The 13,531-nt window shown below is 42.0% G+C and carries 8 protein-coding genes; 5 read left to right on the forward strand and 3 right to left on the reverse strand.

Going from position 1 to position 13,531, the window contains the following annotated elements; genetic code table 11:
- The first annotated feature begins 71 nt into the window (after nucleotides 1–71).
- The 3 genes from ACGF63_RS10625 (at nucleotide 72) to ggt (ending at nucleotide 3,442) form a co-directional block, all read left to right on the forward strand.
- Nucleotides 72–692 carry an ACP phosphodiesterase gene (locus ACGF63_RS10625; protein WP_036842391.1) on the forward strand — a complete coding sequence of 207 codons (621 nt, stop codon included), beginning with the start codon at nucleotides 72–74 and terminating at the stop codon, nucleotides 690–692.
- 160 nt (nucleotides 693–852) lie between these two features.
- Nucleotides 853–1,455 carry a peroxiredoxin C gene (locus tag ACGF63_RS10630; protein ID WP_387630569.1) on the forward strand — a complete coding sequence of 201 codons (603 nt, stop codon included), beginning with the start codon at nucleotides 853–855 and terminating at the stop codon, nucleotides 1,453–1,455.
- 223 nt (nucleotides 1,456–1,678) lie between these two features.
- A complete protein-coding gene (gene ggt, locus ACGF63_RS10635) occupies nucleotides 1,679–3,442 on the forward strand; it encodes a gamma-glutamyltransferase (protein WP_036842388.1) in 1,764 nt (587 codons plus the stop codon).
- Nucleotides 3,443–3,567: 125 nt separating this feature from the next.
- Here ggt and brnQ read toward each other — a convergent pair whose 3' ends face one another.
- The 3 genes from brnQ to phoB form a co-directional block, all read right to left on the reverse strand.
- Nucleotides 3,568–4,899: a branched-chain amino acid transport system II carrier protein gene (gene brnQ, locus ACGF63_RS10640; protein WP_152962544.1), complete on the reverse strand. Its 1,332-nt coding sequence runs from the start codon at nucleotides 4,897–4,899 to the stop codon at nucleotides 3,568–3,570.
- A gap of 349 nt (nucleotides 4,900–5,248) precedes the next feature.
- On the reverse strand, nucleotides 5,249–6,586 hold the full coding sequence (gene phoR / locus ACGF63_RS10645; protein ID WP_036842384.1) for a phosphate regulon sensor histidine kinase PhoR: 1,338 nt from the start codon (nucleotides 6,584–6,586) through the stop codon (nucleotides 5,249–5,251).
- Between the two features lie 23 nt (nucleotides 6,587–6,609).
- The gene (phoB, locus tag ACGF63_RS10650; RefSeq protein ID WP_036842382.1) at nucleotides 6,610–7,299 is read right to left on the reverse strand and encodes a phosphate regulon transcriptional regulator PhoB; all 690 of its coding nucleotides are present in this window, start codon (nucleotides 7,297–7,299) and stop codon (nucleotides 6,610–6,612) included.
- Nucleotides 7,300–7,560: 261 nt separating this feature from the next.
- On the opposite strand from phoB, the gene sbcD reads away from it, so the two are divergent.
- The gene (gene sbcD, locus ACGF63_RS10655; protein WP_387630573.1) at nucleotides 7,561–8,796 is read left to right on the forward strand and encodes an exonuclease subunit SbcD; all 1,236 of its coding nucleotides are present in this window, start codon (nucleotides 7,561–7,563) and stop codon (nucleotides 8,794–8,796) included.
- On the forward strand, nucleotides 8,793–12,479 hold the full coding sequence (locus ACGF63_RS10660; RefSeq protein WP_387630576.1) for an AAA family ATPase: 3,687 nt from the start codon (nucleotides 8,793–8,795) through the stop codon (nucleotides 12,477–12,479). Before sbcD ends, ACGF63_RS10660 begins: the two co-directional genes overlap by 4 nt.
- The last annotated feature ends 1,052 nt before the right edge of the window (nucleotides 12,480–13,531 follow it).

Here is a 13,531-nt window from a genome sequence, read left to right on the forward strand (position 1 = left end):
GTCTAGTGCCGCAGCTCTGAGGGTGCAACAAATAAGCACATAACTTCGCTGATTTATATTATAATCACCGGATGAATTTTCTCGCTCACCTTCATTTAGCTACTCTGGCTGAAAGCTCCCTGTTAGGGAACCTGATGGCGGATTTTGTTCGCGGTAATCCAGAGGGACAATACAGCGCTGACGTGGTTGCAGGCATTCGCATGCATCGACGGGTTGATGTATTAACAGATACCCACCCGTTGGTTATTCAAGCCCGTTACCTGTTCAGTAGCCAATATCGGCGGGTTGCACCGATTACATTGGATATTATTTGGGATCACTTCCTTTCCCGATATTGGGATAAACTGGTTCCCGATGACTCATTACCGGCATTTATTCACCGTGTCCACAGTCAGATAGAACCTCATCTTTATAAAACTCCCGAAAAATTTCAGGAAATGAATGAGTTTTTATGGTCACAAAACTGGTTGATCCGCTATGCAGATCTTACATTTATCGCAAATGTACTAAATGGCATGGCCCGAAGACATCCCAGATTATCTGCTTTATCGGGATCATTTCAGGATATAGAACAACATTACTCTGACCTTGAAGCATTATTCTGGCAATTTTATCCCTCTATGATGGAAAAAGCACAAAATAAAGATTTTTACAATCTCCCCCAAATGAAACTGGAAACCTCACCCAATTAACAACACGGGTAAAGCGTTATAGTAAAGAAAATAAAAATAAAGTATTGATAGGTAAAATCTATTGCAAAAATTAGTATTTTACCCTTTATTGATGTACGCTAATTCCTTATTCTACATCCAATTTTCACATAAACCCCGGTTAAAACTACAGGAGTAACTCATGGTTCTGGTAACTCGTCAAGCCCCTGACTTTACAGCAGCAGCTGTCCTTGGCAACGGCGAAATAGTTGGGAATTTCAACCTGAAAAAACACCTGAACGGTAAACCTGCCGTTATCTTCTTCTGGCCAATGGACTTCACTTTCGTATGTCCTTCCGAACTGATCGCATTCGACCACCGCTACGAAGAGTTCAAAAAACGCGGTGTTGAAGTTGTTGGTGTTTCTTTCGACTCTGAATTCGTCCACAACGCATGGCGTAAAACTCCTATCGATAACGGTGGTATCGGCGAAGTTAAATATGCAATGGTTGCTGATACTAAACGTGAAATTCAAAAATCATACGGTATTGAGCACCCAGACTCTGGCGTAGCTCTGCGTGGCTCTTTCCTGATCGACAAAAATGGCGTTGTCCGTCACCAGGTTGTTAACGATCTGCCACTGGGTCGTAACATTGACGAAATGCTGCGTATGGTTGACGCACTACAATTCCACGAAGAGCATGGCGATGTATGCCCTGCACAGTGGGAAAAAGGTAAAGAAGGTATGGGCGCATCTCCAGACGGCGTAGCTAAATACCTGTCTCAGAACGCATCTAAACTGTAATCTCAAACGTTACCCATAATTCAGACCAGTTGGCTTCTGCCAACTGGTTTCTTTATCGCTGAAATTCTTCGTTTTGCAACCTTGCGCACAAAAAATAAACCTTTCTAATAACTATCACCTCTTATAATTAAATTTACAATTAGTTAACATTAAAATTCATGTAAATAAAACAAGCACTTCCACTTTATACAAATCATCCCGCAAAACGACAGGAGTTCACAACATGTTGAAAACATGGAAAACACCACTGGTAATAATATCCTTACTCATCTCTTCCCATCTTTATGCCGCTTCAGAACCCGCCGTTGAAGCTAAGAATGGCATGGTTGTCTCAGCCCAACACCTTGCTTCACAAGTTGGTGTGGATATCCTCAAGATAGGTGGAAATGCTATTGATGCAGCTGTTGCTGTTGGCTATGCCCAAGCCGTTGTAAACCCATGCTGCGGCAATATCGGCGGCGGTGGTTTTATGACAATTCATCTGGCCGATGGCACAAATACTTTTATTAACTTCCGCGAAACCGCACCAAATGCGGCAAGTGCCAACATGTATCTGGACAAAGAAGGCAACGTTGTTAAAGGAGCCAGTTTATATGGCTACCTGGCCGCTGGAGTGCCCGGAACTGTGATGGGGCTGGACAGTACCCTAAAAAAATATGGCAAACTCAGTCGTGAACAGGTCATGGCGCCTGCAATTAAACTGGCACGCGAAGGTTATATATTGACCCGTGCAGACACAGACATTCTGGACACTTCAATCAAACGTTTCCGCAAAGATCCAGAAGCAGCCCGCATCTTCCTGCGCAAAGATGGCTCCCCTTATCAACCGGGCGACAGATTGATACAAACCGATCTGGCAAATACACTGGAATTAATTGCCAACAAAGGGCAAGAAGCGTTCTATCATGGAGATATTCCTAAACGGGTTGCAGAAGCAGCTAAAAAATCAGGCGGCATTATTACCGAAGCCGATTTCGCCAATTATAAGATCTCAGAAACAACCCCCATCACCTGTAGCTATCGCGGTTATAAATTTATCTCTTCACCGCCACCCAGTTCAGGAGGGGTAACAATGTGTGAAACCCTGAATATTCTGGAAGGTTACAACCTCAAAGAAATGGGATTCAACTCTGCTGACTATATTCACACACTGACGGAAGCGATGCGTCATGCCTATATGGACAGAAATACTCACCTTGGCGATCCAGAATTTGTCAAAAACCCAATTGATCGCTTACTAAGTAAGAGCTATGCCGAATCTCTGCGTAAAAAAATAAAACCAGGGGAAGCAACATCATCAGAAAATGTTCAGCCGGGTATTGAACCACATGAGAAACCAGAAACCACACACTACTCTATTGTAGACAAAGAAGGTAATGCGGTTTCAACCACTTATACAATCAATGGGCTTTTCGGTGCTGTCGTTATCGCACCTGGAACCGGTTTCTTCCTCAATGATGAAATGGATGATTTCACGACAAAAATTGGTGAGAAGAACCTGTATGGGCTCGTTCAGGGTGCGACTAACTCTATCGCCCCCGGTAAGCGCCCACTATCATCAATGAGCCCGACACTCGTCACTAAAGACAATAATATATTCCTTGTTCTGGGCTCACCCGGAGGCTCTCGTATTATCTCTATCACTTTACAAACTGCCTTAAACATCATTGATCACGGTATGCCTCCTCAAGAAGCGGTCAATAGCCCCCGTATTCATCACCAATGGTTACCAGATGAAGTTTATTATGAACAACGTGGTGTTTCTAAAGACTCGCTGAATTTGCTGGAAAAAATGGGATATAAGATGGTGGAACAAACACCGTGGGGCGCAGCTGAGTTGATTATGGTTGGTTTACCAAAAGCTGCCGACGCTTCAAATACCGGTTCTTCGGGTAATGATTCCGCCGTATCTGGTCAAGTTCGTGAAAACTATTTCTATGGTGCCAATGATGTTCGACGCCCGGCTGGTGCTGCTATTGGTTACTGATGACAGATAGTTAAAGAAACCAGCAAACTATGTAACAGCGGGATGGAATACCTTTCTCAGGCACGCCATCCCGCACTTTCTCTAACGATCTGACGATGACGAACGGTCAAATAAACGGACCATTGTCACTGATGACTTTGACTTTCTTGTGAACCAGAACGCCCCCAAATACGGTCATAAGCACCAAACACAACCAGAACCAACAGGGAGGGAGCTAACCAAGCTAACCCTTGATCAGCCAATGGTAAACGAGTTGCCCAGTTTGGAAATAAATACACCAAGGTTTCTGATGACTTGATAGCATCTAAAATGCCAAACAGCAGACTGATTAACATAACCGAAGCCAAAATACGGCTGAAATTATTCCACCAGCGCAGAGTAAAACTCAGAACAATCAAAACGATACAAGGTGGATAAATCGCAGTCAGTACCGGAATAGAAATATTGATCAAATGACTCAAACCAAGGTTAGAAGTCAGCATGGAGAATAAACCCAGGATCAAAACCAATAAGCGGTAAGACAGAGGCAGATAACGGCTGAAAAACTCAGCACACGCACAAGTCAATCCAACCGCAGTCACCATACAGGCGACAAAAATCAACACGGCGAGGAAAAGAGCGCCAACACCACCAAAAGTATGCTGAACATAGGCATGCAAAATTACAGCGCCATTTTCCGCATGAGGAATCAATGATCCACTGCCAGAACCCAGTTTGAACAGAGACAGATAAACCAGCACCAGACCGAACCCGGCAATCACCCCTGCCCACGTCGCATAACGGGTCAACAATGACGATGAAGCAACACCTCTTGAACGCGCCGCATTAACGATAACAATACCAAATACCATCGCGCCCAAGGTATCCATCGTCAGATAACCATTAACGAAACCACTGGAGAATGGGATTTGCTGATAAGCATCAATTGCAGGAATTGAGGCCCCCGCAGGCCAAAGTAGAGCAGCAACACCCAGTATACCTAACGCCAGCATTTTAATGGGCGCTAGCACATGCCCGACAGTATCAAGTAAACGACCAGGATAAAGCGAGACAGCAATTACCAGGGCAAAATAAATCAGACTGTAAATAAAGAGCGGTAATTCACCCGAACCGGCAAGGGGAGCAATACCCACTTCAAAAGAAACCGTTGCAGTACGTGGAATTGCGAATAAAGGGCCAACAGCCAGATAACAAACCGTCGCCAGCAGCAACCCCGCAACCTTACCAATGGGTGAACTCAGCTCTTCAATACCACCGCCTACTTTTGCCAACGCGATGATTGTAATGACCGGTAAACCAACCGCAGTGACTAGAAAGCCTAATGCAGCTACCCAAACATATTCACCCGATTGTAATCCCACCATAGGAGGAAAAATAATATTTCCCGCCCCTACAAACAGGGCAAAGGTCATAAACCCTAACGCCCAAATATCCTTAGATGATAAACGATTTGTCATAATAATTGTTAATTTTTTGTTACCATTTTAATGGCTTGAATAATATAAATACCGCCAATAGTTAAGCCTACATTGGCAATATTGAACCCTAATTTAACGATTTATTATCAAAATAATATTCACCAGTATCTGTTGAATACAAAACTATAGTGGTTATTATAGATAGAATCGCCAGCAACTGCCCACAAGTAAAACTTTTATAGCGCTAGAAGGCAATAGATAAACCATAATGCAGAACTATATGCCGCACTCTTTTTCAAAACCAGTGATTGCTGTTAGCTATCATTGAATACACACTATATGATTTGCGTTTTTTTTAACCTGTAAAGCTAATGATTAATTGCGAAGATTAATTATTACTTTTAATCAAACTATCCTTATCTCTTTTACTGGTTATTCTATCCGGTACAATCAATCCTGACAGTAAAGTAAAACTGAAGGTTGCTCCTTGTCCTATTTCACTGGAGATTTCAAGGTGGGAATGGTGATGATGTAAAGCATGCTTAACAATAGCAAGACCGAGGCCACTTCCCCCTGTTTGTCTGGAACGGGCTTTATCTACCCGATAAAAACGTTCGGTCAAACGGGGTAAATGTTCTGCATTGATACCTGGTCCATTATCTTTCACAGTAAACTCAGCACCGTGGGAGTTCTTTTTCCAACTGACATCAATCTGAGTGCCTTTCGGGGTATGGTTAACTGCGTTATAAACCAGATTCGACATTGCACTGCGAAGCTGCTCTTCATTGCCGAAAACTTTTAGTTTTTCACCAATATCAAAATTAATTTTATAGCATTCATTACCAAGCGCAGCGGCTTCCTGACGCAATACCTTAAGTATCAGAGGCACATCAACCACTTCATTCATATCAATCTGAGGAGCGGCTTCAATTTTAGAAAGCTGCAATAATTGCTTCACCAAACTATCCATCCTCCGGGCTTGCTCCTGCATCGTATTCAGCGCTTTATTATTCAGCGAACCAGACACTTCCTGATCTTGCATGACTTCCAGATAACCCTGTAATACGGTTAAAGGCGTACGCATTTCATGGCTGACATTTGCAAAAAAGTCACGGCGGGCATTTTCCAGGGCCCGTTTCTGCGTCACATCCCTGGCAACCATTAATAGTTGCTCTTCAGAGTAAGGCATAACCCTAAACTCAACAGTGAAGCCGTTATTTAACTCTATTGATAACGGACGCGTAAAATCCCTGGAAAGCATATACCGATTAAAATCAGGATAGCGAAGTAAATTAAAAATAGGCTGCCCATGGTCCTCAGGCCAACGGAAACCCAGTAAATGCTGGGCCAAACGGTTACACCAGAAAATATTACCTTCGGTTGTCATCATAACAATGGCATCCGGCAATAACTCAGCGCCACTACGAAACCGTTTGATCAATAACGCCAGTTCACGGCGCCGTTTCCGGTTCCGTTGCTGCATTTGGTGAATACCGTAAAAAATCGGCTCCCATCCCCCTCTTCCCGACGGCGGCAACATCCTGCGATCTAACCATAACCAATCCGAAAGTTTCAGCAAATTATAGCCATGCCATATCAGCGCCAAAAATACCGAAGCAAACAAACACCAGGATAAATGACCAATAAATATCGACAAAATTAATGCAGGCAAACAAAAAAGAAACAGTTCTGAAACCAGTTTTTTCCAGGATAAACGTTCTAACACATCAGGTTCTCCGGTGCGCAAACTCAGTAACGGGTAGAAAAACGATAACCAGTCCCACGAACGGTCTGCACCATTTTATCATGACCACCAATCTCTAAGACTTTACGTAAACGTCGAATATGGACATCGACAGTTCTGTCTTCAACATAAACATTTGCTCCCCAAACATAATTGAGCAACTGTTCACGGCTGTAGACCCGCTCAGGATGAGTCATAAAGAAATGAAGCAATTTAAATTCGGTCGGCCCCATATCCAGAGCCAGATCCTGGCTGGTTACACGATGGGAAGTGGCATCCAAAACCAAGCCATCCATTTCAATGATATCTTCCATCACCATAGGTGAAATACGCCGCAATACCGCTTTGACTCTGGCAACCAGCTCTTTAGGAGAGAAAGGCTTGGTTATATAGTCATCGGCCCCAACTTCGAGGCCGCGAACCCGATCTTCCTCTTCACCACGTGCTGTCAGCATCATCACCGGAATATCACGGACATTATTATCCCGTTTCATTTGCTTGATTATCTGCAAACCAGAACCCCCGGGGATCATCCAATCCAATAACACCAAATCAGGATAGGGTTCAGACAAACATGCCAGCGCAGAATCATAATCTTCCGCCTCTACCGGCTGATAGCCATTTTTTTCCAGCACAAAACAGACCATCTCACGAATCGGAGCTTCATCTTCAACGACCAGAATACGTCTTATCATGGTTAATCCTGTTAAATATTGAGATAAACGCGACTGAGTTTTAAAAGGCATTATGCGTCAGATTTATGACAGATTTATGAAATCCTGCCTCGGTTATCCTTCACCTGCAATCTGTTTCGCAATAATTAATTTAAACAACTGTCATATTTCATCATGAATGCGAGGCGGCTCGGAGATATATTCACGAAGCCAGATTTAACGGCGACATTTAAAATATAGCCATTATAATCATCATTCACTTTAACCCATTGCGGTGGCACTATGCGTATTATTCACACTTCGGACTGGCATCTTGGTCAATATTTTTTTACAAAAAGCCGGGCTGCTGAACATCAACATTTTCTGCGTTGGCTGATTAAACAGGTTGAAAATTACCAGGTCGATGCATTAATTGTTGCCGGAGATGTATTTGATACCGGCTCACCACCCAGTTACGCCCGTGAATTATATAATCGCTTTGTTGTTGAACTGCAACCTACTGGCTGTCAGTTAATTATCTTGGGTGGTAATCATGATTCCGTGGCAACGTTGAATGAATCAAAAGAGCTGCTTTCCTGCCTGAATACCACCGTTATTGCAAATGCTGACGAAGATCCACAAAAACAGATAAAAACACTTAACACTAGGGAAGGTCAAGCTGGCGCCATCCTCTGTGCAATCCCTTTTCTGCGACCAAGAGATATTATGACCAGCCAGTCGGGCCAGTCAGGAGAACAAAAACAACTGGCATTACAGGAAGCGATTGCAGAACACTATGATCGACTCTATCAGCAAGCATGTAAATTACGTGATGAGTTGAATTTACCCTTACCTGTTATTGCCACCGGGCATCTCACCACCGTTGGCGCCTCTGCCACAGATTCAGTCCGGGATATTTATATTGGGACACTTGATGCCTTCCCGGCACAAGCTTTCCCACCGGCGGACTATATTGCACTTGGGCATATTCACCGGCCGCAACTCGTCGCCAAATCTGAACATATTCGCTACAGCGGTTCCCCCATACCACTCAGTTTTGATGAAGTCGGGCAGGAGAAAAGTGTCTGTTTAGTGGAATTTACCCAAGACAAATTGGAATCCATTACACTTTTACCCATTCCTCAATATCAGCCTATACAACTTATCAGGGGTAATCTGCAACAAATTGAACAACAGTTACAAACGTTTAATGACTATAAAGGCGAGCAACCCGTCTGGTTAGATATTGAAGTTGCCACACAAGATTATCTCCACGATATCCAGAAAAGAGTTCAATTGATGGTTGCAAAACTTCCTGTCGAAGTCATTCTGCTGCGGCGTAGTAAAACACAACGGCACAATATGCTGGCACAAGAAAACAGAGAAACCCTGACAGAACTCAGCGTTAACGAGGTTTTTACCCGGCGGCTTGAGCAATCAGAACTTGAAGATGAAGAACACAAAAAACGTCTGACCTCCCTTTTCGAACAAACACTGAATAATCTCTATCAGGATAAAAACAAGGAGGAACAGGCATGAAAATTCTGAGTCTGCGGCTGAAAAACATTAATTCATTACAAGGCGAATGGAAAATTGATTTCACAACAGAACCGTTTGCCAGCAGTGGTCTGTTCGCCATAACCGGCCCTACCGGTGCGGGTAAAACCACATTATTGGATGCCATCTGCCTTGCTCTTTATCACGAAACACCGCGATTGACAGTTTCGGCATCACAAAATGAGCTGATGACCCGCCACACAGCAGAATCCCTGGCTGAGGTTGAGTTTGAAGTGAAAGGTGTCTCTTACCGCGCTTTCTGGAGCCAACGGCGAGCGCGCAACCAGCCGGACGGCAATCTGCAAGCCCCCAAAGTGGAACTCGCATTCAGCAGCAACGGCAAAATTCTGGCAGATAAGATCCAGGATAAGAAAGAGAAAATTATCGAAATTACCGGATTGGATTACGGTCGTTTCACCAAATCCATGCTGTTATCCCAAGGCGACTTCGCTGCTTTCCTCAATGCTCAGCCCAATGAACGGGCTGATTTATTAGAAGAATTAACCGGTACTGAAATTTACGGTATTTTATCCCAGCAAATTTACCAGCAACATAAAGAAGCCCAATCAGAACTGAGTATTCTGCAAGCCAAAGCCTCTACCATTGATTTGTTAACGGAAGAACAGCATCAACAATATCTCGAGCAACAGCAACAACTCGCTGATTCTGAATCACAGCTGAATCAACAAATTAAAACCCTGCAACATTCGGAGCAATGGTTGATCCGTGAGGAAGAACTTCAACAATTTGCTACTGAAAATCAGGTTATTTTACAACAGGCAGAAAACGCGCTTACCCATGCAGAACCGCAACTGCAAAAACTGGCTAACAGTGAACCAGCAGAAATACTTCGTCCATTATTGGATGACAAAAACCGAACTCAATATGAGCATCAGAGAATCAATAAGCAGTTGGAAGATATGCATCAGCAACTTCAACAGCAGCAGCAGACATTCACGCCGATACAACAAAAAGCGACTGATGCCGATTCTGCCAGAGAAGCACATCAACAACACCGACAACAACAAGAAAAACTGATATCAGAACAGGTGATCCCATTGGATCATCAGATTGATGGTCAGACTAAAGATCTTAATCTTACCCTGCAACAAATCGGCGAACAGAAAGTAGCATTTGAAAACAATGACCAGCAATATAACGCGGCAAATCAGCACGCCCTATCATTAACTAATCAAAGAAAACAACTGGAAAACTATTTCGAACAGCAGGCTTATCATCAATATTTCGGTGAAAAAATTGCTTTCTGGCAACACCAATTCTCCTGGTGGCAAGAGCAGCAGCAACAGATTGATCACCAGACTCAAAAAATTGACAAGCTCACCACCGAAATCACACAGCTCAACACTAGTCTGCATAAACAAGAAGCAGACCTAAAACAACAGATTGAAAATAACCAACCACTGAAACTGGCGTTTGAACAAGCAGAACAGCAATTTTTTCATCTGCAAAAGCAATATTCACCGGAAAGATTACAAAAACAATTAACTGAACATCAGGCACAACTGCCGCTGCAACATAAACTGGAAATACTGTCCCCGCAGATCCTGCAATTACAAGCCATGATTGCCAGTAATCATGTTCGTTTACAACAACCGGAAAGATTATTAAAGGAACTTCCTGTTCAAATTGAAGCTATTGATAAACAACTCTCAGACAAACAGCAACATTTAGCAGATCTTTCTCAACGTATTCAGTTAGAACAAAAAATTGTCAGCCTGGAAAAAGAACGGGCACAACTCAAAGAAGGCGTTCCTTGTCCACTTTGCGGTTCTGAACATCATCCGGCTATTCAAGCTTATCAAAAGATTGAATTGCCAAAATCAGAACAACGGCTAAAAGATTTACGTCAGGAATGTGAAGAACTACAAACTACCAGAATATCGTTAGCTAATAAAAACGAGTTTCAACAGCAACAATACAACCATATTTTGCAAGAAGTTGCTGACGCTGAACCAAAATTGAATTCATTAATTCAACAATGGCAGCAAACTTGCGAAACATTACAAACTGAAATTTCTCCTTCAGATAAACCGGCGCTTGAAGCATTTGTACAACAGAACCAATCGGCTTATCAGCTTTGTCTGGCCCAATTAGCCGAGTTTGAACTGGCAGAAAAAGAACATCAAAAAACAGAAAAAACACTAACAATACATACAGAACAGATTAAAAAAATGGAGCAAGGCATTGAACTAAATAAACAACAATACAATGCCCTGAAAAAACACCTGTCTGAACTGCAACCAGAGATACAGCAACAACAGAGTAAGCTGGCTGATATTATCGAAAAAATGACTTCTGAATTACAGGAATATGATTTATCACTGCCGATCCTGAATGATGCTGAAAACTGGCTGCAACAACGTAGAAATGAGTGGCAGGTATATCAAAACTGCCGTGAAAATTGGCAACAGATTCAAAAAGAACAAGCCATCGTTCAAAACCAGATTGAATCACTGAGTAAACAAAAAGAAGAATATGCATCCCGTTTAAACGTATTTAATCAAAAAGAACAACAACAGAAACAGCAACTCGCAGATACGCAACAGCAGCGCCAAAAACTATTTGGTGAACAGTTGGTCGCGAAAATTACTCAGGCATTACAGCAACAATCTCAGCAGTTGGAAGAAGAGTACAAACAGATACTGTCATCTCTGCAACAGGCACAATCCAGTATCAACCAGCTTACCGGCGCAATTCATGAGACAGAAAAAAACAGCAAACAAACTGAACAACAAAAACAGCTGGCAGAACAGAATTTCAACTCTGCGTTAGCAAAAAGCATATTTGCCGATCAGAGTACCTTTGAAACCGCCCTATTATCACCAGAGCAACGTAAAGCGTTGCAACAACTCAAAGAACAGCTCGAACAACAACAGATACAGGTCAAAGCCTTGTGTCAAAAAGCAGCAGAAGCCCTGCAACAACATCTGAAAAATCGCCCTGAGTTACTTGCTCAACATACAAAACCACAATTGACTGAACAGTTGGAAAACATCACTGATGAGCTGAAAAGAAACACCTTACAACAAGGAGAATTGAGAAACCTGCTTACTAATAACGCAGTACGCCGCCAACAACAAAAATCCTTGCTGGAAGAGATCAACCATTGCCAACAAAATTATGATGACTGGAGTTACCTTAATAACCTGATTGGTTCAGCAGATGGCGCTAAATTCCGCCGTTTTGCCCAAGGGCTAACACTGGATCATCTGGTTCATCTTGCGAATCAACGGTTGAGAAAACTTCACGGACGCTATTATTTGCAACGCAAAAACAGTGACGGTCTTGAACTACAAGTTGTTGATACCTGGCAAGCCGATGCCATTCGTGATACCAAAACCCTTTCCGGTGGTGAAAGTTTTCTGGTCAGCCTCGCTCTGGCTTTAGCTTTGTCTGACTTAGTCAGCAATAAAACCTGTATTGATTCACTGTTCCTGGATGAAGGCTTTGGCACACTTGATCCAGAAACCCTCGATATTGCGCTTGATGCTCTGGACCATCTGAATGCTTCCGGGAAAACCATTGGTGTTATAAGCCACGTCGAAGCCATGAAAGAACGGATCCCAGTACAGATTAAGGTTAAAAAAATTAATGGACTTGGAATAAGTAAACTTTCACCTGAGTTTCGTTATGATAAACAATAGCGGAAAATAATAAAAAACCATCACTAAAATGAAAGCGCCATGGCAGGATTCCACTTTGTTTATCCTGCCATATTTAATTCATTTATCAACTATTCTATATTCCACTTGTTTTACATTTACCTAACTTGCCATCATCATTTAAAAGCGTAAATACAGAGGTATTAAAGCTTTTATATCAAGGAGGATTTAACTCAATAAATATAACTTTTCAGAAGGAGAGTTAATTGTATTTAATCGAAAACCATCAACCATTAATTGCGAGTTAAAAAGAAATCAGCACGTAAAATAACATTTCCGAACAGATGGGTATTTAAACGCTTTCTCACCGGTTATTTTACGGTGAAAATCCTAAAAGTAACGCAATAAAAAAGGGATAAAACAGTTAGCTTGGCAGGATTTAATCCCTGAAAAATGAGGGATGATTAACATTGATTAAAGGTAAAACGCGATATCCGATGATGATTAAACTTAATAAAAATCAGGCGGTAAAATCAATGAAAACAACGATGAAATTTTATACCGATTAAAACCATAAGTTAAAACAGTGAATTTTAATAACAGTTTAAAATGCCAAGGTAGAATCCCACTTTGTTTACCCTGCTATATTTAATTCATTTATCGGCGACTTTATACTCCGCTTATTTTACGTTTACCTAAATTGCCATCATCATTTAAAAGCGTAAATACAGCAGCATTAAAACTCTTATATCAAGGAGGGATTTAACTCAATAGAATGCAACTTTTCAAAAGGAGAGTTAATGGCCTTTAATAGAAAACCATCAACCATTAATAACAAGTTGAAAAGAAATCCACACATAAAATAATATTATCCGAACAGATAGGTATTAAAGTGCTTTCTCGCCGGTTATTTTACGGATAAAACCCTAAAAGTAACACAATAAAAAAAGGATAAAACGATTAATTTGGCAGGATTTAAGCCTTGAAAAAGAAAGGTGATTATCCGAAAAAAAGCAAGGGGTATTTTTCAAGACAGGATCCCACTTTGTTTATCCTGCTATATTTAATTCATTTATCAGCGATTCTATACTCCG

Origin of the sequence: Photorhabdus sp. RM322S, from assembly GCF_042879395.1 — a bacterium.
Lineage (GTDB): Bacteria > Pseudomonadota > Gammaproteobacteria > Enterobacterales > Enterobacteriaceae > Photorhabdus > Photorhabdus khanii.